Source organism: Myroides sp. A21 (assembly GCF_000807225.1).
Lineage (GTDB): Bacteria > Bacteroidota > Bacteroidia > Flavobacteriales > Flavobacteriaceae > Flavobacterium > Flavobacterium odoratimimum.
Genome location: NZ_CP010327.1, coordinates 3,332,459 through 3,354,735, shown reverse-complemented (window position 1 = coordinate 3,354,735; position 22,277 = coordinate 3,332,459). Strand labels below are relative to the sequence as shown.

Sequence of the window (22,277 nt, the reverse complement as noted above, 5' to 3'; positions counted from 1 at the left end):
ATTAGTTCTAGATTGTTATCAAGGCAATAAAATCAATATTAAATATTTAGGAGGTAATTAGAAGTTTTTTTATATGTTTACTAGTCTAGTAACAAACACTTAAAAAAACTAAATATTTATCATGAAAAAACTTTGTCTTATTTTAACCTTAGCATTGGTAGGTAACACTTTTGCACAAGAGTCTAATGATTCTATTGCTGTCAGTAGATTCTTTTATAGCACAAAAATCTTAAAGGATCCTCAAAAAACAGATCAGATAACGGAAGGGGTAGCTATTCTAGATATTAATCAAAGTAACTCTCGTTTTACTGATTATGGAAGCCTACAGCGAAGTGAGTTTATGACAATCTCGAAGACAGATAAATCATTGTCTAGAATGGATATAATGAATAAACTAAGGCAGTTTAAATCTGGTTTTGCTTGGTCTATATATAGTAATGCTGATGAAAATAAGTTTTATCTTGAACAAAATAGACAAAAGTATTATTATAAAGAGGATAAAAATAGTATCAAATGGACAATTGCTCCTGAAGTAACTCAATGGGAGGGATATAAGGTACAAGAGGCTACAACAAGCTACGGTGGACGTGTGTGGTATGCTTTATTTACAACAGACATTCCTGCCTTAAATGGCCCTTATAAGTTTAATAATCTACCGGGGTTTGTAGTTAAGGCATGGGATGCGGCAGGAGAGTACGCTTTTGAATTTACCAACAGCCAAAATATAAAATTAGCTAAGGATGCTTTAGATGGATTAGCTAATTATGAAGAGGTGTCTAAAAAACAAGCTAAGAAAGCAGATAAGGTTTTTTATAATAAAACAGCTGTAGATTTACTGATAGAGTTAAATCCTGGAAATGCAAAAAATATAGATCAATATCCAGCAGGGATGAAACAGAAACTGATCTTAAGTAGTAATCCTATAGAAAAAGATTTTTAATTAAATCATATTTATTACTGATGGAAGTAATGCTGATTGATAGGAGTATGATAACTTTGCACTAAAGTATATAGTAATACAGATAACAATGGGAAGAAATACACCTGCCAATAGAAAGGCTGTCAAGGATAAAATAGACAAAAAGAAGAAGAAAGAACAGGAAGCAGCTGTTAAGCGAAAAACACTTCTAAAAGAAATAGTGAACCAAATGGCTAATAAGAAGTAGTTTTTGGACATAAAATATAAAGCCTATATCAAAGGGATTACTATTGATATAGGCTTTTTTATGCTTACTAGCTATAATTTTTATAAGAATAGATTATCTTAGATAAGGTATTAATAAAGAGTAATAATATGAAACAAGTTTTAACCTTACTTATCGCTTTGTTTAGCATGATGTCTGTTTATGCAAAATATGGATCGTTTGGCTTAAGTACTTTCCCTAATGGATCGACCATTAATCAGAACGCTATCTTTATGATAGAGGGCTATGCTGACAGTCAATCAATCATTAAAGCGCTTAATAAGGAATATCCCATATATCTTAAAAGTGGGGATAAGATAGTGCCTTTAATTGTGACAGAGACTTACGTAGGTAGTTTTAATTTGACACAAGCTATCTTAAAGCCTGAGAACGAGTTAGAGGCAGGCCTTGAATATACCTTAGTAATTGATAATCTACCTCAACATGACAAATTAGAAAGACGTAATACAGAGTCGGGTGAATATGAAGCCATAAAGTATAAGGTATTGCCTACTGTAGATACTGATAAACCTGTGGTTGCTTCTAAGCCTAAGATAGAAAAGAAAGAAAACGTTATGTATGGATGTGGTCCTTCTTCTAATGTGATATTTTCTAATCCTGCCAAAGATGATTCAGAGTTCTTAGTAAAGACTACAATGAAAAATGTAAAGACAAAAGAAGAAACTACTTATTATTTAGTTGCTTATAAAGATACTATTAGTGTAGGGCATGGTATGTGTTCAGGGGCTTTTAGTTTTAAAAGAGATAATGATTATGAAATAGAGTTTGCCTTTATGGATAGTTCTGGTAATATAACAGAATGGGAAGGAAAGCGAATTAAGTTTAGTCCTCCTACGTTTAAGGGAATATTTTAATGTATTAGAAATAGGTAATTACATATTATATTCTGTTAGGACACATGATACAAATATATAATATGATTTTAATACGATATTCAGATAGAACGACCTGCAGCATATGCATTAAGACATGCCCCAAAAGTGTCTAACTTATTGGAGCATGTTTAAAGGAGGGCACTATTGATATAGTCTTATTTTACTCGAATTAATTCGACTCTTCTGTTCTTAGCCTTATTGCTGTCCGAGTCATTAGCAACTAATGGATTCTCTGCACCCAAACCTTTAGCGGATAGTTTCTCTTTAGCGATGCCTTGTTTTATTAAAGCATTCATTACTGCATTAGCTCTATCGGTAGATAGTTTTTTGTTGTGAGATGCTTCTCCTGTATTGTCTGTATGTCCTTCAATTGAAATCTTTAAAGAAGGATCTTTCTTTAAGGCAACTGCTATTTCATCAACTGTTTTTTCTCCATCTTGAGTAAGTGTAGACTTATCGATATCAAAGTTGATATATAAGATAGATTTACCTTTCTCTGTTAGGTCTTTTACTATTTCGTCTGCTGTAATTTTAGTAATTGTCTGCTGTAGGGCTTCTTCTTGTAAGATATTAAGCTTACCACCTGCATTATTAGCAGTGTATTGGATATAAACGTTTCCTTGATTATGTGTACGGATAATATAAAGTTTAATTAATTCTCCAGTATATCCGATATCTCCTTCATCTCCTTTATTCGGATCTTGTTTATTATAACGTTCATATTCTTCCCCTGTGATTTCTCCTTCAAAAACTTTTACTGCTCCTATAGAATTTAAATAATCCTCTAAGCTTTTTTCAAAGTAGCGTTGAGAAAACTCTTCCCCTGCTACAGCAGTTACATTAGTTTTATACAGTTTTCCTTCAATAGGAATCATTACTCCATCAATAGGGAAGTAACATACATCAAAGTTTTTCTGAAATGGTTTGTTCATTTCTTTTAATCCTTTAGGTAAGGTAAAGAATGGGAAAGTACCTATATCTGCTTTGCTATAAGCTATATCTTCAATATTAAATCCAGCTTTAGGTGTGTCTATTTCTTCAACATTTGTTGAGGTTTGTTCAGTTGTTATTTCGGGGTTATTTTCTTCTTTGTTCTTTTGGTTACAAGACATAACGATTAATGCCATTGCTAATAAAAGTGTGGTTTTTTTCATGATCTGAGCTTTTGATTCGATTATTGTTGTTTTTTGACAATTCAAAAATCGGTAAAAAAATGATAGATAGGATATTAAATTTTAAAAAGGAATGAAAACTTAATATAGATAGACCTTTTTATTCAATAATAAATATTGTTTAAAATAATTCTAAATAATATAGTTGTATTAAAAGTAGTTTTTTTATTTTTGATAAAACTCAAAATGTACTAATTATGAATTACTTTATCCGTTTCAGTTTATTATTCTTTTGTGCAACCTTCTTAATATCGTGTAATAATAGTGATATTCCAGAGAAAGCTATGCCAGTTACTAATTTTGATGTTGACCGTTATTTGGGAACGTGGTATGAGATAGCGCGTTTTGACTTTCGATTTGAAAAAGATTTGAATAATACTTCAGCTCAGTACAGTCTAGATAAAGATGGGAATGTAGAGGTTCTTAATAGTGGATATAATTACGTAGGGAAGGAGTGGTCTGTAGCAAAAGGAGTAGCAAAGTTTAGAAAAGATAAAGGAACAGCAGCTTTAAAAGTTAGTTTCTTTGGGCCTTTCTATTCTGGTTATAATGTCATTGCTTTAGATGAAGATTATCGATATGCTTTAATAGCAGGGAAGAATCTTGATTATTTATGGATTCTATCTAGAGAAAAAACTTTGCCTGAAGATGTGAAAGTAAAGTATTTAGAAATTGCTAAAGAAGTTGGATATGATACTAGCAAGCTTATATGGGTAGAGCATGATAAGAACAATAATCCCTATTTAAAATAATAAGAAGAGTATTCTCTAAAGAGACTTTATAGATATAGCTTAGGAATATGTAAGTTACGTTTATTATTAACACAGTTGTGATTATCTAACCATTATTTACTGTAGGATATGTTTTTTTAAATATATATCGTTATATTACAAGTAGGGTACAAATGATAATGTAATAAAACGTTTAAATCTATGACTATATATAGTTATCACTTAGTGAAAGTATCTTTATGGATGAGACTAAAATTGCTATTTAATTCACATAGATTAAAGAGACAAAAGGGTTTATTACACATAGAAGTAATGTCTAGCATGGTGTTAGGTTCTCCTATTTTTTCCCTATCCAGATTAAAATTTAGGCATGTAGTTATATTTGCCCAATGGGAAGATGAGTGTGTATTAGATTATTTTTTAATCCATAATAAGGTTGGTAGAACACTTGCAAAAGGAGAGTATTTCAAGTTAAAATTAATTAGACAATGGGGCAATGTCTCAGGGTTTGTACCAGAGGAGCTAGAGAGTATTAGTGAAGACCAATCTGCTTCAGTTGTAGCAGTTACAGTGGCTAGGATGAAGTTCTTACAAATACCAAGGTTTATTAAATGGGGAAGACCAGTAGAGATGTTGGTACGGGATCACCCAGGAGTACTATTTGCTACAGCATCTATTGGTTTTCCACATACAGTCTCTACTTTCTCTCTATGGAATACACAGAAAGATATGTTAGACATGGTCAAGGGACATGGCAAAGTAGATGAACCTAACCGTCATATAGATGCGATGAAAGAAAGAGAGCGAAAGGACTTTCATTATGAGTTTACGACTCTTAGGTTTAGTGTTATTTCAGCATCTGAGAAGTGGGGTAGTAAGGTTAAAGAATAAAGGAGATATAAAAGCACTGTACAGCTACATGGATATAGTTCAAGAATATATGGATTATAGTACAATATAAGATGTTACGATTAGTAATCTTAGAGATATACCCAAAGAAAAGGGACACAACGAATACTTGTACAAAAGCTAGTATGGCATTAGGTAACAGCATAATATAAAAGAAGCCTAAGTGTGCAATAGTCATTAGTACAGCCGTGATGATGTTACCTGGACTGATACTTTTAGTAGAAGGTTTGATGTATTTATCAATGTAGTTTTGGATTAGCCCTCTGTATAAAACCTCTTCTCCTAAAGCTTTTATTGGAAAACATATCAGGATAAAGAACCAAATCTGATCTAAGTATTCATGATGTATATCTGATGAATCTGATAAGAATATCTGTAGACTATTAACTACTAAAAAAATAACAGCAAACAGACTAGTGTATTTGATTAGGTTTTTCTTAGACTTGCTGTCTATGTTTAGTTTTAAAGAAACGCGAATAGGTAATGTATGTTTCTTGATAAAAAGGATACTTAGAATAATTAAAGGAACAGAGGCTAGTACTGATTGATACTCTGTATTGTCAATAAAGCTTAAAGACAAATAGGTAGCTGTAATAACAGTATATAATAAAAAATATAATAGAATCGGATAGATAAGTTTATTCTGTATCTTCATAATAATTGTTTAGTTAGTAGTGTTTTTCATTATCTTTACTAAGATAGAGATAGTTTTTTCTGTAAAGTAATGTAAAAGAAAGAATTGTATAGTGTTTTTTAATATGAGAGTTTGTTTTTTATTTTTCTGTCTATTATTTAGTAGTATAGATAGCTTTGGACAATATAGTACTAATGATCAATTAACGATGAATGGACAAATCGTATAAAATATTATACAATAAATAGGTTCAAAATGAATTATACTTATCTTTTATATGGTGTAGTAGTATGGTTGGTTATAAGTGTCGTGATTAGAACGATAAGTAGGACCTCTAATAAGGTAGTAGCCCCATCCATTAAACCTTCTCCCTTTGGAATCGAGTTAATAGAGAATGGTTTTCTTCAATATGCAAATCCTGAGTTAATCAATTCCTTGGAGTTAGATATTATCGAGTCATTCTATATTCACGATGATGAGACCTATAAGTTCGCTCATATTGATGCAGAGGAAATGGCAGAGTTTAACTTTGATTTCTTTCTTCCTCAATTAAATGCAATACTTGGAAAAAGGGCTTTTGAACTAGAGGTAAAAGTAGCAGATGATTATGAATATACTCATGATATTATTATTAACGATAAAAGAATTAACTTATATACACAGTATGATTTAGATAATGACTTGATCTGGGATACTTCAGTAAGAAATTTCTTTAAGGAAGTAAATGCTATACTAAAGTTTAACTTTATAAAAGAGAGATTTTACTTGATATCAGGAGGACACGACTTATCAACGTTGTTACTGACGGATAAAGAGTTTCTAATTATTATGGAATACTTTAAAGATAATCCTAATGAAATTCCTTATAGACCATAATAGAATAAAAACTACTTATTATGAAAGTAAGAGAGTTACATATTGATTCAGAAGTAAAAGTATTTGTTGTAGTTAATAAAGACAATGAAGATGTGCTTGAGTGGGAGGTTGAAGCTACTCAATATGCTGTATTACCAGATGAAGAAGGGAATTTTTTTGTCAAAGGATTAGAGATTTCGAATAGTGGTATAGCTGAAGTATATGTAGGAATGATACTTCCTGAACGAATAAGTGAAATAGCCCTTAAAAATAATGTATTAGGTCAATTGACAGTATTAGAATGTATTGAGACGAGTAGTAGTCAGTATCTTCCTTCGGTAGCTAGTGAGTGCTATGGAGATTATGAGTTGTATTATGTTAGATCAAATCCAAAAATAGGAATAGAGGTATTAGAAGAAGGTCTTAAGCAATCTGATAATTATGGAGCTATTGCTGAAGATTTAGGATATATTTATCGAGATGAACAATGTATTCATGAAGCTATAGAAGCTTTTAAGATTAGCGAGGAGATAGGAGTGTCCTCTTGCTATATTTATAAAGAGTTAGCGGATTTATATGACGTGCTTGGTAATACTCCAATGAAAGAAGAGTATAACCTTAAGTATATTGAAAATGGAGGTCTATAGTATCTACCTCAACGCTATCCACATACTCATATTATCATAGTACCTATCATTGTCCTTAATAAAGTTAGGTATAATACTTAATTCTTTAAACCCTTGTTTTCGGTATAATGCTATTCCTGCCATATTCTCCGTATATACCTCTAATGTGAGTATCTCAAGTGTATTATTTCTTTTAGCCCATTCTACAGCACTACTTAATAATGCTGTTCCTAATCCTGTGTTTCTCCATTCTAGTAATATTCCCATTCCTAATACAGCCGTATGCTGTAGTGTCTTTCTATGCTGCCCTGTAAGATCTAAATTTCCTATTAGTTGCCCATTGTGTTCTGCCACTAACATTATAGAATTATCAGTACTATTTAGTTTCTCAATCCAAGCTTCTATTTCTGCTACAGTCTTATTAAAATCACTACTAGTAATAGGAATATACTCTGAGGTGTCTAAGTATTGTTTGATAAGATCTAATAATGCACTAGCATCATTTGAGCTTGCAAGGCGAATAGTTACTTGTTTATTGTTCTTTAAAGAAGTCGTTATAGGGGTAAATAGCATACTTAAGTCAGTTAGAATAGAGGTGACAATATAGGAATAAGTAGAATAAGACACAACGTTAAGATATTCTAATGGAGCAAAATTAATCGAACGCGGAGCATTGTTTAATGTGCTTCAGAGTAGGCAGAAGCTATTAGTCGGAGTAGATGTCTATGAGCAAGAGCCTATCTATGATACTAATTATGAGTTACTACATTTTGATAATGTTGTATGCACACCTCATATAGGGTATGTGGAAGAGTCTAGTTATGAATTATATTTCGGAACAGCTTTCGAGAATGTGGTCAGTTATATTAAGGGTACACCACTTTATATTGCTAATCCAGAAGTCTTGTAAATAAAAAAAACGGATACCCTTATAAGGTATCCGTTTTTACTCTAATAAGTCAGACTTATTGATGACGAAGTAGGTAAGTGGTCTACTTGGCATTTTTATTTTTTATCCGAAAACACCGTTGATATAATTCTTAGTCATTTCGTGTTTAGGATTCTCAAAGATATCTTGTGTCAAACCGCTTTCTTTTACTTCACCTAGATACATAAAGTAAGTTTGATCAGCGATACGCTGTGCTTGTTGCATATTATGTGTTACAATAGCGATTGTATATTTCTCTTTTAAATGAAGAATAAGTTCCTCTATTTTAATTGTACTTACAGGGTCAAGTGCAGAACACGGTTCATCCATTAAGATTACTTCCGGACGAAGTGCTACAGCTCTTGCTATACACAGACGTTGTTGTTGTCCTCCTGATAAGCGATGAGCTGGCATCTTTAAATCATCTTTTACTTCATCCCATAAGAAGGCTTCCGTTAATGCTTTTTCGATTACACTTTTATCATGAGGTAGATTATTAATCTTTAGACCATAAGCAATATTGTCATAGATGCTTTTCGGAAAGGGATTCGCTTTTTGGAATACCATCCCGATGCGCTTTCTAATCTCTGTTACAGGTATAGTCTTAGAATAGATATCCATATCTTCTAACTTGATAGTTCCATTTATTTTAGCATATGGAACTAAGTCGTGCATACGGTTAAAGCTTCTTAGTAAAGTACTCTTACCACAACCAGAAGGTCCGATAAGGGCAGTTATTTTATTTTCTTCGAATTCTACACTTACATTTTTTAAAACTTGTTTGCTTCCAAAGCTAATATTTAAGTTCTCAGCAGATAATTTAGTTTTCATTTTTTCTGAATTTATAACGGATATAAAATGCGCTTAAGTTTAATAGGAACACTACGATAATCAACACTAATGCTGTTCCATAAGCGATAGGTCTTACTTCTTCTATTGACTGATGTTGCGTCGATAGCATATATAAGTGATAAGGCAGAGCCATAAACTCCTGGTTTAGGTATCCATTCGTATCACTGATATAAAACGCAGCTCCTGTGAATAAGATGGGAGCTGTCTCTCCTGCTGCTCTTGATAGGGTTAATACTACACCTGTTAGAATACCTGGTACTGCAGAAGGAATCACTACATCTTTAATAGTCTCAAATTTAGTAGCTCCGACTGCTAGTGCTGCTTCTCTTGTACTATTTGGTATTTGCATTAATGCCTCTTCTGTAGTTGTGATAATATATGGAAGTGATAATAGTCCTAATGTTAATCCAGCAGCTAGTAAAGAAGTTCCTAGAGATAATGTTTGAACAAATAAGGCTAATCCGAATAGTCCATAGATAATAGAAGGAACACCTGATAAATTACGTATAGCTGCTCTAATCGTTCTAGTCAGCCAGTTGTTTTCTGCATATTCATTTAAGTAGATCGCACAGAATACACCGAATGGAATACTGAATAAAGCCGTGATAAGGGTAATAAGCACTGTACCTATAATCGGTGTAAGAATACCTCCTTTAGTCATTCCTTCTTTAGGAATAGTAGAGATAAACTCCCAAGACAAACTTCCTATTCCCTTTGTCACAATCTCTAGGATGATTACAACAAGGAAAAAGCACACGATAAGAGTAGTTCCTACTAATGTTCCCCATTCTACGATAGAGGATAGTTTTAGTTTATTATGCTGCATGGTATTTTCTTAATCTATTTATAAAATATTCTCCTACTAGGTTTGCGATAAGTGTCATGAAGAACAAGACTGTCGCTAGAGCGTATAACCCATAGTAGTGTGTAGTTTGATAAGGAACTTCTCCCATTTCGATAGCGATAGTCGCCGTCATTGTTTTTACAGAATCAAAGAATCCAGTAGGTATTAACGCCGCATTACCTGTTGCCATTAGTACAGTCATGGTCTCTCCGATGGCTCTACCTACTCCTAACATGACTGCCGAGATAATACCTGGAGCTGCTGCGGGAAGGATTACTTTGCGAAGAGTCTGCCATTTAGTAGCGCCTACACCATAGCTTGCTTCTTTATATGTTTTTGGTACTGCATGTATAGCATCTTCTGCAATCGTAATAATAGTAGGTAGTGCCATTATCGCTAGTAAGATAGCTCCATTTAGGGCATTAAGACCATTAGGTAAACCTGCCATATCAGCTAAGCCAGGGCTTACCACTACAATTCCTAAGAAACCAATAACTACTGAAGGAACTGCAGCTAACATTTCTATAGCTGGTTTTAAAATATTCTTTAGTCGTGTACCAGCGTATTCAGATATAAATGCAGCTGTACCAATTCCTAGAGGAATAGCGATAAGCATCGCTCCTAAGGTTACTATGGTAGTACTTAGTATAAGAGGGAGCATTCCATATACAGGGTTCTTTGCTGTAGGATTCCATTCCATCCCTGTGATAAAATCAAGGGGCTTTACATCCATAAAGAAGGAAATAGAATTGTATATTAACATGGCTAATATTCCTCCTAATAAACAAAGCACTAAAAGACCAGTCGCTTTAAAGATGTATTTAAAAGTAACATCTAATCCTATTCTAACGTTATATTTCATATTATGGTCGTTCTATTATATAATAACCGTGTTCTTTGATCAGTTGTTTTCCGATCTCACCGTTTTCAAAGTCAATGAATGGTTTTACCTTTTCCCACGAATCTTCTAAGATGAACTGATACAGTGGTCTCTGGAAGAAGTATAGACTGTTATTGATTGCATTGGAGTCTATAGGAGAATAAGCTTGTGAAGTAGGAGTTTCTTTAATACTCAATATCTTTACAGTAGGATTAGTAGCTGTCTCGTGAGAGATATAACCTGCACCTACATAGCCTATCCCAGATTTGTCCGTTTTAATACCTTCTAAGATTTGAGCATTTCCTGTCATTTCTTTAGCTGCATTAGAAAACTCTATCTTTAGCTTCTTCTTAATAAAGGAGTGTGTACCTGAGCTACTCTGACGTCCATAGATATTAATAGGTAAGTCTACAGAAGTAAGTTCTTTCCAATTGGTGATTTCTCCTTTCATTATTTTAGCTAAAGTTTCAAGATCTATTTCTTCTATAGGTAGATCCTTATGTACTACAAAGGCAGTAGCATCTTCAGCAAATATGACAGTACGAAGCTTTATATTCTTGTTTTCGAACTGTGCAATCTCTTTGTCTGATAAAGGGCGAGAAGAATTAGCGATGTCAGCTTGACCATTTAGTAAAGAGGTAATACCAATACCAGAACCACCACCAGAAATAGCAATACTAAAGTCAGAATCTATTAGAGTGTATTTCTCTGCTAGGTTTACTGCTAAATTTACCTCTGTGTCAGAACCTTTCATCTTGATAGAATGATCCTTGTCTCCACAGGAAAGTAATAATAAAGAAGAAAAAATAACTAGACTTTTTCTCATAGATAAATAGTGTTTTTTCATTGAGACAAAGTACCTCTGTGATTGTGACCTATAGGTTACTGGTATGTTATCAAAGGGTTAAGGAGGGTTATTTATTAATAATATAACAGATGTGACAAAAAATCAGTTATCTCTTATTAATGATAGGGGTAAATATTGAAAGTTAATAATTTTTTAGGGACTTTCTCATTTTGCGCAATGAAATTGCAGTATTGATTAAACTTTTTAATGTTACTATAAGGTTAATATTTAAGGAAGGTTAAACATAGGTAAATAGAATCCCACTTTATTCCTTTACAAATCCTACACTATTACTTAAGAAAGCATCTTCAATAAAATAGAAGTAAAGTTCTAATTCTCTTTCATGACATAAGGTTTATCTATTTACTTAAAATGAGAACCATCTTTAACACAATAATTTACTTTATAAATACACTGATTTAATTAGTGAAAATACAACTATTTGTTAAAGTATAATGCTCTATTTGAATGTTATGTTTTTAAAGAGTTTAAAAGAAATAATCCTAAGGTGATATTTGATTTATTTAAGTTTATAGGCATTTTACTATTGTTATCTTATTGTTTTAAATAGATTAAGGGATTGTTGTTTTGTAGTAATTACTTAATGTTTATTGGTCGCAGACGGTAGTTAAAACTATGCACTTTAGTGCATTTAGCTTTCAGCTTCTAAAAACCTTTCACAATATTGGTTGTTGTTATTTGTGAATTGGTTATCTAGTGCATTCTGAAATTACGATATTTTAAAAGTTAGTTTTAAGTAAAACTACTAAGTTCTGTATTTCCACACAGGCAGACTTTAGTCTGCTTTAACAAACTATGGACTTTCAGTCCATAGTGGTTTATTTAATTCTTTACAATGCAAGCTAAAGAATGATTGGCAGTACGTTTAGAACATAAAAACTAAACATTTGTAATTATGAAGAAATTTAAGGTCTGTTGCTACATAGCATTCCTATTTTATTCAGGTTTTCTTGTCGCTCAAGAAAGTAAACCACCAGTAAGTTCTCCTCTTATTTCTATTGTCATAGAACAGGATGAGACTTTAGGAAAAGTAGTAACAGAATTAGCGAGCAAAGTTGCTGCTAAGGTGAACATTGAGGATTCTACTTTAAAAGAGACTCCTTTAATCGCCTATGAAGGCAAGGCTGCTAGACTTCAGGATATACTAGAAGTAATCGCTATGCAGACGGGGTATACAGTGAATTATGCCAATGGGGTAATTACAGTAAAGAATGACCAATTCAACACACATTTAGAAGACATCACTCTTGTGGCTATTGGTTATGGAGACAAAAAGAAGCAGAATATTACTACCTCTGTAACAGAAGTAGATACTAGAGCTTTAAAAAACAGGCCTCTTTCTAACGCTGTGTCTGCTTTACAAGGAACTACTCCAGGTTTAAACATTACCAATTCAAGTGGTAAAGAAGATGCTGAAGCGAATATTAATATTAGGGGATTTAACTCTGTTAATGGAGGTGGACCGTTAGTATTAATTGATGGAGTAGAAGGAAGCCTTTCTAATATTAATCCAGATGATATCGAAAGCATAAGTGTATTAAAGGATGCTGGTGCCGCTGCAGTATATGGTGCTAGAGGTGCCTTTGGGGTAGTGCTTGTTAAAACAAAGAACCCAGGTGTAGGAGAAATAAAGGTAAGTGTTAACTCTACGATGAATATACTTTCTCAAACGCAAAATACGGACTTTGTAACTGATCCTTATTTAGCGGCTAAGATTGTTGACCAAGCTTTTATTACAGGTAGTGGGCGAAGTTATACAGGGTATAACGAATACGATTATGAACAATTAAAAGCAGTCTCAGAGAATCCTGCATTAGCTCGTGTTGAAATCCAAAATAGAAATGGCCGTGATCAATATGTACATTATGGTAGTACAGATTGGTGGAATTACTTCTGGAAGGATACGAGATATTCTTATATCAATGATATCAGTATTTCTGGAGGAAGCGAAAAGGTCAAAGGTTATTTTTCGTATAGAAACTATTCTGCGGATGGATTATTGAAAGTACAGGATGATAAGTATAAGAAAAATAACTTAAGAGCTAAATTTGATATTAAAATTAATGATTGGATTAGTTTTAGTACGAACAATCAGTATTTTAAATCTTCTGACTTAGTACATGGTGGAACACAGTATGGATGGAGAGATCCATGGACAAGTGAAATGTTGGTACACGCTTTACCTTCTTATGTTCCAGTGAATCCTGATGGAGGAGCGCTATGGCGTACTGAGTTAAATAATTACACTATCGGAGATGGATATTTTGCGTCTTTACTACATGGTAAATCAAATAGAACTGCTGTAAGAGATGAGTTTTCGACGATTAATGCATTTCATTTTAAACCACTCAAAAACTTAGACGTTCACGCTAGTTATGCTTACAAGAAAAATACTAGAGATATTAACGAACGTTCTACTTTAATTCCATATTCTATTCTTCCGAATCAGATTCAATACTTTGGAGAGAATAAATTGAATGTAAATGAGACCATAGAGGATTACAATGCTCTAAATATTTATGGACAATATCGTTTAGACTTTGGAGATCATAATTTTGATTTCATGGCAGGATATAACCAAGAATATTTTAAAAATGATAATAGAATCATGAGTATTCAGAACCTAATCTCTGATGATTTAGATAATCTAGGTTTAGGATCTTCTAATCCTACTGTAGTTGGTAGTGCTTATGAATGGGCTTTAAGAGGGTATTTTTATCGATTCTCTTATGATTATGCAGGGAAGTATCTTTTAGAGCTTAATGGTCGATATGATGCGACGTCTAAATTCCCTAGTGAACAGAGATGGCAATTCTTTCCCTCTGTTTCTTTGGGATGGAATGTTGCGAATGAACCTTTCTTTAAACGCACATTCGGTTTTTGGAACCAATTTAAGATACGTGCTTCTTATGGAGAGTTAGGTAACCAAGCTATAGGTGCTTATGCTTATATTCCAACATTGAATAAAGCTATTGATAAGGGGTATGCATTAGATGGAGCATTGTTAGAGTATATGCAAGCACCTTCTTTAAACCCGAGAGACATTACTTGGGAGACAGTAGCTACTTCAGATATCGGTTTTGATCTAGGTTTTTTCCAAAATAAACTGAATGTTAGTTTTGATTATTTTCAAAAGGACATAGATGGGATGTTAACCAAAGGTAGAACACTACCAGGTGTATTAGGAACAGAATCTCCACGCGAAAATGCCGCTGATCTAAGAACTAAAGGATTTGAAGTCTCTTTGGGATATAATGATTCGTTTAAATTAGCAGGTAGTGATTTTAATTATTCTGTATCAGCAGGTTTATCTGATTCTAAGACCAAGATTACGCGCTTTGATAACCCTACAGGGTTACTGACAGATTATTATGTAGGTATGGAATTAGGAGAGATTTGGGGATATTCAGTAGAAGGATTGTTCTCTAGTCCAGAGCAAATCGCTAATCATGCAGATCAATCTCGTGTATCTGCTCATATCATAGCTAATGGAGGACTACAACCTGGAGATGTTATGTTTAAGGATTTAAATGGAGATGGTATAGTAAGTGAAGGAGCAAATACTTTAGAAAATCATGGAGATATGCGTAAGATCGGAAATACAGCTCCTAGGTATCAGTATAATTTCCGTTTAGCATTTGATTGGAAAGGAATTGATTTTTCTGCATTCTTCCAAGGAGTAGGAAAACAAGATTGGTATCCTGATACGGATAGTAGAATGTTCTGGGGACCTTATAACAGACCTTATAATTCATTTATTCGTCAAGATTTAGCGAATGATATTTGGACTCCAGAGAATACAGATGCCTATTTTCCACGTCTAGTAGGATATACATCATTAGGAAGTAATAGACAGTTAGGTGTACAGAATGATCGTTACTTACAAGATATTTCTTATTTACGTCTAAAGAATATTACATTAGGATATTCTCTTCCACAGGATCTAGTAAAGAGAGTAAAGATGGATAAAGTAAGAATTTATGTGAGTGGAGAGAACCTGTTTACATTTACTAATTTAACGGATTATATCGATCCTGAAGCAGCTAGTAATTCTTTTGACTTTAATAGTCCAAACTCTGCTCGTAAGCGCACTAATGCACAAAGTTTTCCATTCTCCAAAATTATCTCTTTTGGGGTACAACTTAATTTCTAAACAATTAATATGAAAAGATATAAAATACTTGCCATACTCTTGGCAGCAGGATTTTTGGGTTCTTGTAGTGAAGATTTCTTAGAGAGAGATCCGATATCGTCTGTGACAAGTGAGAACTTCTTTAAAAAAGAAAGTGACTTAATTCTTTTTACTAATTCTTTTTACAGAATGTTTCCAACTACCTCTATATATAATGGTGATTATAGAACCGATAATATTATTCAAAATATTTTATCTGATGAAATGAGAGGAGGGAGAGTCGTACCTCCATCTGGAGGCGGATGGTCATGGAATAATTTGAGAGATATTAACTATTTCCTAGTCAATTTTGAAAAGGTAGGAGACGAGGCTCTTATTAAACATTATGGAGGAGTAGCGAGATTCTTTAGAGCTTATTTTTACTTCGAAAAAGTGACGCGTTTTGGAGATGTGCCATGGTATGATTATTTATTAACGGCAGAGGATGAGGCCGCTTTACAAAAGCCACGTGATCCACGTAAGCTAGTGGTAGATAATATGTTGAAAGATTTGGATTACGCAATCGAGAATATGCGTTCTACTAAAGATGTATATAGAGTATCTAAATGGACTGCTCTTGCCTTAAAAGCGCGTATAGGCTTATATGAAGGAACCTATATGAAGTATAGAGGCTTACCTGGATATGAGACTTATTTAGAACAAGCTTATCAAGCAGCAGAAGTATTAATAAACCACTATGGACTGAAAGTCCATAGTTTGTTAAAGCAGACTAAAGTCTGCCTGTGTGGAAATACAGAACTTAGTAGTTTTACTTAAAACTAACTTTTAAAATATCGTAATTTCAGAATGCACTAGATAACCAATTCACAAATAACAACAACCAATATTGTGAAAGGTTTTTAGAAGCTGAAAGCTAAATGCACTAAAGTGCATAGTTTTAACTACCGTCTGCGACCAATAAAAGAATCTGGTTATAAAGTTTTCTCTACAGGAAATCCAGATAAAGATTATCAGAATTTATTTGCTTCTCATAAGGCTATTGGTGATGAGATTATTCTTGCTAGAGAGTTTTCTACAGAACTGAATGTTCGTCATAATGTGAATTACTATACAGTAGCAGCTTCGTATGGTAGACCATCTATGCCAAAAGATTTGATTAATAGTTACTTAATGAAAGATGGTAGCCGTTTTACAGATCGTTCAGATTATAATAAGATGTTATTCCAAGAAGAAGTAAAAGATAGAGACTTGAGATTGAGTCAGACTATACGTACTCCTGGTTATACCAGAATTGGAAGCACTATTCAGCTAACACCTGATTTTTCTGCAGCTACTACAGGTTATCAGTTAATTAAATATGTCGCAGAAGCACAGTACGATACGAATAATGCATCTATTGTTGATTTGCCACTATTTAGATTTGCAGAGGTTTTATTAGTATATGCGGAAGCAAAAGCAGAATTAGGAATTATTGATCAGAGTGATTTAGATCTATCTATAAATATGCTTAGAAAGCGTGTCGGAATGCCTGATATGGTAATGGCAGAAGCAAATGCAAAACCGGATGCTTATTTAGCTAAACAATATGTAAATGTAAACGGAGCTAATAAAGGATTACTATTAGAATTAAGACGAGAGAGACGTATAGAGTTATTTATGGAAGATCATAGATGGGATGATATTGTACGTTGGAAAGAAGGACAAAAGTTAGTTCAGAATATTGAAGGAATGTATTTTAATGGCCCAGGTAAATATGATTTGGACAACAATGGTAAGACAGATATTTACCTATACGAAGGCTCTAGACCAACAGAAAACGTACAAGGAGTCTATTATGCTAAACTAGGATCTGATATTCATTTAAATCAAAATAATAGTATAGATCCATTTCCTAATAATAAGAATAGAACATGGAATGAGAATAAAGACTATTTATACCCTCTACCTATACAAGAACTTCAGTTAAATACGAATTTAAAACAAAATCCAGGATGGTAAGATCTATATTACTAAGCGTCCTATTTATAGGGACTAGTATTTTTGCTCAAGAGAAAGAGCCTCAGACTTTAAAGGCAATGACTTTTAACATTAGGATGGATACTCCTAATGATGGTATAAATCAATGGAGCAATCGAAAAGAATGGGTTGCAGAAGTTGTCTTTTTTAATGATGTGGATATTGTTGGTATGCAAGAAGTACTTCATAACCAGTTAGTCGATTTAGAAAATTTACTTCCACAATATGACTATGTAGGAGAAGGAAGAGAAGGGGAAACGAAAGGAGAGTACAGTCCTATCTTTTACCTAAAGGATAGGTTTAAAGTTTTAGAAAGTGGAACATTTTGGTTATCAGAAACACCTTATGAAAAGGGAGTTAAGTCTTGGGATTCTTCTTTACCTCGTATAGCTACATGGGCTCGTTTTGAAGATAAAAAGTCAGGAAAAACATTTATCCATCTAAACACCCATTTTGATCATAGGGGTAAAGAGGCTCGTCAACGAAGTGTTGAAGTTATTAATCAGGAATTAGCTAAAATCACTAAAGGAGAAACAGTGGTATTCACAGGTGATTTTAATTTACCTCCAACAGACTTACCTTATCAGAAGATAATAGAATCAAAGTTTGTCGATACTAGAGATGCAGCAATGTATCGTTCAGAATTAGGTTATACGCATAATGCTTGGAAAATAGAAGCTCCTAAATCAAGTAGAATTGATTATATTTTCTTGAGAGGGTTTGACTTAGCTCCTATTAAGTATAGAGAGCTAGATATTCAGCGAGGACCTTTATTTGCCTCTGACCATTATCCAGTCTTCACAGAGTTTAGATGGGTAGAATCAACTACCAAAGCATCAAAAAAAAAAGTGAAGTAAGAGTTCTTAATTACAATGTACATCATTTTGCAGCAGCTTATGATAGCTATCATAAGATAGATCTTAATTCATTAGCTGCTGTAATCTTAAGAGACGAAGTAGATATCGTTACTTTACAAGAAGTAGATGTACATACTATGCGCTCAGGTCAATATTTAAATCAAGTAAAAGTTTTAGCAGAAAAAACAGGAATGTTTTATGCTTTTGGTAAGACAATAGATTATGAAGGGGGCGATTACGGCATTGCTATCCTGTCTAAATTTCCTATTGTAGAACAACATTTCTATAAGTTACCTTTTGTGGATAACAAGGAAGAAAAACGAAGTTTATTAGTATGTAAAATAGATGTAGGTGAGGCACAAATGATAAATATAGGAACAACTCATCTGTCTAGCTCTAATGAACAAAGTCGTGTATTACAAACGAAACGCATAGCAGAATTACAAAGAGAGTCTGCTTTTGATTTTCTGACAGGGGATCTTAATGCAGAAATAAATTCTAAATCAGTAGAACAACTTAAAACGACTTTTGATTTAGAGACCCGATTTATGAATCAGATGACTATTCCAGCTTATAAAAGCGATAAGAAAATAGATTTTATGATTAGATCAATTAATAGTACAATAAAAATCATTCGTCAAGATACTTATCAGATGAATGCATTATCAGATCATAATTTAATGATTAGTGATATTACCTTATAAAGTACTTTAGTATAGTCACAAACAAAAACACTCCTTATAAGCATAAGGAGTGTTTTTTTATTAAATTAAGGTTGCTTAAATAAGTAATAACTTTGCTCGAACCAATTAGCTTAGCTTCCTTAATTTAGTCCAGAATCTGTAAGTAAACTTATCAGCAAAAAGTAAGTATACACAATAGGTCTGAATTAGTGATAAAAACATACTAGAGTATTGTCTGTGAACTAATGCAGAAGTGATTATATAGAATCTCCTTGTAGAGTAAGCTACTGTAGGATCTAGATTAGTCTTTCCACCAATGATTTTTGACAAGAAATACGTTATTATGGATAGAAAATAAGCAGTGTAAATACAGCAAATAATACTAAGTGCATAATACCCATGATAGGAGTAGTACGTTTGCCTAAGAAAGTCATTAGGCTTAATAATAGGGTGATCACGAATAGAATAGTTTCTGTACTATTCATCCCAAACAATACTGTTTTGCCTGTAATTAACCCAATGATTAGTACAGAAGGCACAGTTAATCCTACTGTAGAAACGAAGGCACCATGGCACAGGTTGATAGCGCGTTGAAACTCATTGTTTAATGCTGCTTTTACTGCCGTCATTGACTCTGGGGTGAACACGATGATGGCAACTAACACACCTCCTAATAGAGTAGGGAGGTTAGCGGCTTTAATCCCGTAGTCTACTACTACAGCCATATTATGAGAAAGAAGCACGATAGGTAATATCATCCCGATTAGGATAATAGAACGTATCCATATCTCTCCTTTATTCCCTGCAGAAGTTTGGTGCTCATCTGTAGATTGAATATCTGCAATGCCTCTATCTTTATATGGAATTTCCATTGACCCTTTTTGAGGTTGTACATAGAGATGTCTATATCCTTTCATCTGAAAGAACAAGAATACAGCATAGAGAATAATAATAAATACAGCCAAGACAATAGCCTGTGTATCACTAAACATCCCTCCACCAGCACCTTGAATGAAGTTAGGTAACATTAACCCGATACCTCCTAGCATAATGATCATTGCTAAGTAAGACATTGTTCCCTGTGCATTATATTCTTGTTCACCATACTTTAGTCCACCTAATAGAATACACAGCCCTATTACTAGATTCATAATGATCATCATTACAGAGAAGATCGAATCCTTTCCAATAGTTGGGTTTTCTCCAGGGCCTAACATTACGGCAGAAATTAAAATTACCTCTATTGATACAATCGAAAGAGTAAGAATCAATGTTCCGAAAGGTTCACCTAATTTATGAGCGAGTTCATCCGCTTCTTTTACTACACCAAAAGCAGCTCCTACTATCGTAAATAGTAAGATCAAGAAAATACTAGTAGCTAATAGAGGGGATAGACTATCTCCAGTAATAGAACTTCCGAATAACATAAATAAGATGACAATCAACCATACCACAGCTAATCGAATTCTTGTTTTCGTTGGAAAAATACTCGCAAAGGATAACCCTTTGTTTACATTGTCTTGTGTCATAATCAATCTCGTTTTTTAACAGGTCAAAATTACCATCTCTATAAATTTAATAATTTATCATTTGATAAAAAAAAGTAGTTGATATGTTAAACCCAGATTCCGCATTAGCCAAATACTACAAAGCAATTCTACTTCACATCTCTTTCATTAGTTCTAAAACCATACTGTAGTATGCTTTACTCACTAATTCAGAGCTATTTTGTATAATTACTTTTCGTCTATATGTCTATCGCGGAATTTGGGTTAAAAGTGAAGTGTTTTTAGAGTGTAAGGGTACTTCTTTTTTTGCTATGATGATATAGGTGTGGCTTCTTATAAAGCTTGTATGCTATATTAGTTAGTATCTATCAAATTTTGAAAATACTTTACTACTCATTGCAGATGAATGTTTGTTTACTAAAGGGTAAGTTCATAATCAGTCCGTTATTTTGTGCAAAAAAACGGACTCACTACGGACTCATAACGGACTCACTACGGACTCAAACCGATTCGTTAAAGTAATTTATTGAAAGAAATGGTTATAGTAAATAGGCTAGAAGAAGATAAATAATTTATATAAAACGATCTTATTATTTATGAAATAGATCGAATTATAAAGTAGTTACGAGAAGGTAGCTACTTTATAATTTCTATGCTTAGTACACATTATAAAAGGTAAATGGTGTTAATTACGATACTAGTAGTTAAAATAAGGTAGTACTTCCTTAGCCAATTCATCAAGAGTTTCTCCTATATCTCGTTTTCCAAACTGTATACCTATAGCAGCATGATTTACACCTATTTCTTGCCATTTATGTAAAAGCTCTATAAGTCCTAATCTACCTGTTTTAAGAACAAAACCTCCTCTTAATGGGGTTCTAGGATAGTGAGGATCTTCATCTAACTCTATCCATTCATTTGTCATATGCGGTTTAAATGTTCCATTAGGAATTAAATCTCTAAAAGCTTTTATTTTTTGTTCTAAGTGTAAGGTATCCTCATTCGTAGTAGTAGGTCCTGGATAAGTAATCCAACCATCAGCATGAGTAGCAATCCAATCTAATGACTGTTGACTAGCACCTGTTACTAATGTAGGAATATGCTTATGCAGAGGTTTAGGGACTAAGTCTAGGTTTTGCATTTGCGTAATACTAGAGTTTATTTTAGGAGAGTCTGTAGTATGTAAGGTTTGCATATCCTGAAGAACTTCTCGGAATAATTCTCCTCTTCTTTCAAAAGATTTATTAAAAGCAGGAAACTCAGCATAGCGATCACCAGATCCAACACCTAGCAATAAGCGACCATTAGAAAACTGATCTATAGATGCTGTCGTCTTTGCCAATGAAATAGGGTGGTGTAAGGGCAATACTATACTCGCTGTACCAAGGGCAATATTTGTAGTCTGACCTACTATATATGCTAGATAAGAAAGAGGATCATATACTTGTCCTACATCTCTAAAACTGGGGTCATACACAGGTATGTCTCTAACCCATAAAGCTGCGAAACCGCTAGTGTCTATCTGCTGTATATACTTTAGGTGTTGATTAAAAATGGCGATATTATTATTATATACCTGTAAAGGTAAAAATATACCCAAGGATAGTTTTCCTGGTGTGAAGACCTTATTGAAAGTCTTGTGGTTTTTAAAAATATTATTCATTGTTATAGGTATTTAGATATCTAGAATTATAGATATGTT

General features: G+C 33.3%; 20 protein-coding genes and 1 pseudogene. 12 read left to right on the top strand and 9 right to left on the bottom strand.

All coding sequences use genetic code 11. From position 1 onward, the window contains the following. The first annotated feature begins 121 nt into the window (after positions 1-121). From MYRA21_RS14975 to MYRA21_RS14970, 3 genes are all read left to right on the top strand, one after another. Positions 122-940 (top strand): GLPGLI family protein, encoded by an 819-nt coding sequence (locus tag MYRA21_RS14975; RefSeq protein WP_006260145.1) that lies wholly within the window; start codon positions 122-124, stop codon positions 938-940. Between the two features lie 88 nt (positions 941-1,028). Then, on the top strand, positions 1,029-1,166 hold the full coding sequence (locus MYRA21_RS19190) for a hypothetical protein (protein WP_006263660.1): 138 nt from the start codon (positions 1,029-1,031) through the stop codon (positions 1,164-1,166). 128 nt (positions 1,167-1,294) lie between these two features. After that, positions 1,295-2,059, top strand: coding sequence for a hypothetical protein (locus MYRA21_RS14970; RefSeq protein WP_039329608.1), 765 nt, complete (start codon positions 1,295-1,297; stop codon positions 2,057-2,059). Positions 2,060-2,235: 176 nt separating this feature from the next. Here the strand turns inward: MYRA21_RS14970 and MYRA21_RS14965 are convergent, their stop codons facing one another. Continuing rightward, positions 2,236-3,234, bottom strand: a complete 999-nt coding sequence (locus MYRA21_RS14965; protein ID WP_006265374.1) for an OmpA family protein — start codon at positions 3,232-3,234, stop codon at positions 2,236-2,238. A gap of 215 nt (positions 3,235-3,449) precedes the next feature. Here MYRA21_RS14965 and MYRA21_RS14960 point away from each other — a divergent pair, with 215 nt between their 5' ends. After that, on the top strand, positions 3,450-4,004 hold the full coding sequence (locus MYRA21_RS14960; RefSeq protein WP_039329606.1) for a lipocalin family protein: 555 nt from the start codon (positions 3,450-3,452) through the stop codon (positions 4,002-4,004). A 180-nt stretch (positions 4,005-4,184) separates the two neighbouring features. Then, positions 4,185-4,874 carry a hypothetical protein gene (locus tag MYRA21_RS14955; RefSeq protein ID WP_039329604.1) on the top strand — a complete coding sequence of 230 codons (690 nt, stop codon included), beginning with the start codon at positions 4,185-4,187 and terminating at the stop codon, positions 4,872-4,874. Here the strand turns inward: MYRA21_RS14955 and MYRA21_RS14950 are convergent. Then, positions 4,864-5,547 carry a CPBP family intramembrane glutamic endopeptidase gene (locus MYRA21_RS14950; protein ID WP_039329602.1) on the bottom strand — a complete coding sequence of 228 codons (684 nt, stop codon included), beginning with the start codon at positions 5,545-5,547 and terminating at the stop codon, positions 4,864-4,866. The genes MYRA21_RS14955 and MYRA21_RS14950 overlap by 11 nt on opposite strands. 234 nt (positions 5,548-5,781) lie before the next feature. Here MYRA21_RS14950 and MYRA21_RS14945 point away from each other — a divergent pair, with 234 nt between their 5' ends. Continuing rightward, positions 5,782-6,402, top strand: a complete 621-nt coding sequence (locus MYRA21_RS14945; protein WP_039329600.1) for a hypothetical protein — start codon at positions 5,782-5,784, stop codon at positions 6,400-6,402. Between the two features lie 20 nt (positions 6,403-6,422). Beyond that, on the top strand, positions 6,423-7,028 hold the full coding sequence (locus MYRA21_RS14940) for a hypothetical protein (RefSeq protein WP_039329599.1): 606 nt from the start codon (positions 6,423-6,425) through the stop codon (positions 7,026-7,028). 3 nt (positions 7,029-7,031) lie between these two features. On the opposite strand, the gene MYRA21_RS14935 is transcribed toward MYRA21_RS14940, so the two are convergent. Continuing rightward, positions 7,032-7,580, bottom strand: coding sequence for a GNAT family N-acetyltransferase (locus MYRA21_RS14935; RefSeq protein WP_006260155.1), 549 nt, complete (start codon positions 7,578-7,580; stop codon positions 7,032-7,034). Positions 7,581-7,665: 85 nt separating this feature from the next. Here MYRA21_RS14935 and MYRA21_RS14930 point away from each other — a divergent pair, with 85 nt between their 5' ends. Continuing rightward, positions 7,666-7,917 carry an NAD(P)-dependent oxidoreductase gene (locus MYRA21_RS14930; protein WP_073144796.1) on the top strand — a complete coding sequence of 84 codons (252 nt, stop codon included), beginning with the start codon at positions 7,666-7,668 and terminating at the stop codon, positions 7,915-7,917. Between the two features lie 102 nt (positions 7,918-8,019). Here MYRA21_RS14930 and pstB read toward each other — a convergent pair whose 3' ends face one another. From pstB to MYRA21_RS14910, 4 genes are read right to left on the bottom strand one after another with little or no spacing between them, the layout of a single operon-like run. Next, positions 8,020-8,766 carry a phosphate ABC transporter ATP-binding protein PstB gene (pstB, locus tag MYRA21_RS14925; protein WP_006260157.1) on the bottom strand — a complete coding sequence of 249 codons (747 nt, stop codon included), beginning with the start codon at positions 8,764-8,766 and terminating at the stop codon, positions 8,020-8,022. Continuing rightward, positions 8,756-9,613 (bottom strand): phosphate ABC transporter permease PstA, encoded by an 858-nt coding sequence (gene pstA / locus MYRA21_RS14920; RefSeq protein WP_006265368.1) that lies wholly within the window; start codon positions 9,611-9,613, stop codon positions 8,756-8,758. Before pstA ends, pstB begins: the two co-directional genes overlap by 11 nt. Beyond that, positions 9,603-10,493 (bottom strand): phosphate ABC transporter permease subunit PstC, encoded by an 891-nt coding sequence (pstC, locus tag MYRA21_RS14915; protein WP_006260159.1) that lies wholly within the window; start codon positions 10,491-10,493, stop codon positions 9,603-9,605. The genes pstA and pstC overlap by 11 nt, the downstream gene beginning before the upstream one ends. A 1-nt stretch (position 10,494) precedes the next feature. After that, positions 10,495-11,337, bottom strand: a complete 843-nt coding sequence (locus tag MYRA21_RS14910) for a substrate-binding domain-containing protein (RefSeq protein ID WP_006260160.1) — start codon at positions 11,335-11,337, stop codon at positions 10,495-10,497. A 937-nt stretch (positions 11,338-12,274) separates the two neighbouring features. Between MYRA21_RS14910 and MYRA21_RS14905 the strand changes: the two genes are divergently transcribed. From MYRA21_RS14905 to MYRA21_RS14885, 4 genes and pseudogenes are all read left to right on the top strand, one after another. Beyond that, positions 12,275-15,532, top strand: coding sequence for a TonB-dependent receptor (locus MYRA21_RS14905; protein ID WP_006260161.1), 3,258 nt, complete (start codon positions 12,275-12,277; stop codon positions 15,530-15,532). A 9-nt stretch (positions 15,533-15,541) separates the two neighbouring features. Then, a pseudogene (locus MYRA21_RS19500) lies at positions 15,542-17,509 on the top strand (RagB/SusD family nutrient uptake outer membrane protein). Then, positions 17,503-18,384, top strand: a complete 882-nt coding sequence (locus MYRA21_RS14890; RefSeq protein ID WP_006260163.1) for an endonuclease/exonuclease/phosphatase family protein — start codon at positions 17,503-17,505, stop codon at positions 18,382-18,384. Before MYRA21_RS19500 ends, MYRA21_RS14890 begins: the two are co-directional and overlap by 7 nt. After that, entirely contained in the window at positions 18,339-19,088 is a 750-nt protein-coding gene (locus tag MYRA21_RS14885; protein ID WP_006260164.1) for an endonuclease/exonuclease/phosphatase family protein, read from the top strand. Before MYRA21_RS14890 ends, MYRA21_RS14885 begins: the two co-directional genes overlap by 46 nt. A 320-nt stretch (positions 19,089-19,408) precedes the next feature. Here MYRA21_RS14885 and MYRA21_RS14880 read toward each other — a convergent pair whose 3' ends face one another. After that, complete coding sequence (locus MYRA21_RS14880; protein ID WP_006260165.1) at positions 19,409-20,596, bottom strand: calcium:proton antiporter; 1,188 nt, start codon at positions 20,594-20,596, stop codon at positions 19,409-19,411. A 676-nt stretch (positions 20,597-21,272) separates the two neighbouring features. Next, positions 21,273-22,238: an LLM class oxidoreductase gene (locus MYRA21_RS14875; RefSeq protein ID WP_039329597.1), complete on the bottom strand. Its 966-nt coding sequence runs from the start codon at positions 22,236-22,238 to the stop codon at positions 21,273-21,275. Positions 22,239-22,277 lie beyond the last annotated feature (39 nt).

Excerpts from the sequence above, each read along its gene's own strand:
- pstB (WP_006260157.1), bottom strand. The coding sequence starts at position 8,766 with ATGAAAACTAAATTATCTGCTGAGAACTTAAATATTAGCTTTGGAAGC.
- MYRA21_RS14955 (WP_039329604.1), top strand. The coding sequence starts at position 4,185 with ATGACTATATATAGTTATCACTTAGTGAAAGTATCTTTATGGATGAGA.
- MYRA21_RS14950 (WP_039329602.1), bottom strand. The coding sequence starts at position 5,547 with ATGAAGATACAGAATAAACTTATCTATCCGATTCTATTATATTTTTTA.
- MYRA21_RS14890 (WP_006260163.1), top strand. The coding sequence starts at position 17,503 with ATGGTAAGATCTATATTACTAAGCGTCCTATTTATAGGGACTAGTATT.
- MYRA21_RS14885 (WP_006260164.1), top strand. The coding sequence starts at position 18,339 with ATGGGTAGAATCAACTACCAAAGCATCAAAAAAAAAAGTGAAGTAAGA.
- MYRA21_RS14905 (WP_006260161.1), top strand. The coding sequence starts at position 12,275 with ATGAAGAAATTTAAGGTCTGTTGCTACATAGCATTCCTATTTTATTCA.
- MYRA21_RS14970 (WP_039329608.1), top strand. The coding sequence starts at position 1,295 with ATGAAACAAGTTTTAACCTTACTTATCGCTTTGTTTAGCATGATGTCT.
- MYRA21_RS14910 (WP_006260160.1), bottom strand. The coding sequence starts at position 11,337 with ATGAGAAAAAGTCTAGTTATTTTTTCTTCTTTATTATTACTTTCCTGT.
- MYRA21_RS14960 (WP_039329606.1), top strand. The coding sequence starts at position 3,450 with ATGAATTACTTTATCCGTTTCAGTTTATTATTCTTTTGTGCAACCTTC.
- MYRA21_RS14965 (WP_006265374.1), bottom strand. The coding sequence starts at position 3,234 with ATGAAAAAAACCACACTTTTATTAGCAATGGCATTAATCGTTATGTCT.
- MYRA21_RS14875 (WP_039329597.1), bottom strand. The coding sequence starts at position 22,238 with ATGAATAATATTTTTAAAAACCACAAGACTTTCAATAAGGTCTTCACA.
- MYRA21_RS14945 (WP_039329600.1), top strand. The coding sequence starts at position 5,782 with ATGAATTATACTTATCTTTTATATGGTGTAGTAGTATGGTTGGTTATA.
- MYRA21_RS19190 (WP_006263660.1), top strand. The coding sequence starts at position 1,029 with ATGGGAAGAAATACACCTGCCAATAGAAAGGCTGTCAAGGATAAAATA.
- MYRA21_RS14880 (WP_006260165.1), bottom strand. The coding sequence starts at position 20,596 with ATGACACAAGACAATGTAAACAAAGGGTTATCCTTTGCGAGTATTTTT.
- MYRA21_RS14935 (WP_006260155.1), bottom strand. The coding sequence starts at position 7,580 with ATGCTATTTACCCCTATAACGACTTCTTTAAAGAACAATAAACAAGTA.
- pstC (WP_006260159.1), bottom strand. The coding sequence starts at position 10,493 with ATGAAATATAACGTTAGAATAGGATTAGATGTTACTTTTAAATACATC.
- pstA (WP_006265368.1), bottom strand. The coding sequence starts at position 9,613 with ATGCAGCATAATAAACTAAAACTATCCTCTATCGTAGAATGGGGAACA.
- MYRA21_RS14940 (WP_039329599.1), top strand. The coding sequence starts at position 6,423 with ATGAAAGTAAGAGAGTTACATATTGATTCAGAAGTAAAAGTATTTGTT.
- MYRA21_RS14975 (WP_006260145.1), top strand. The coding sequence starts at position 122 with ATGAAAAAACTTTGTCTTATTTTAACCTTAGCATTGGTAGGTAACACT.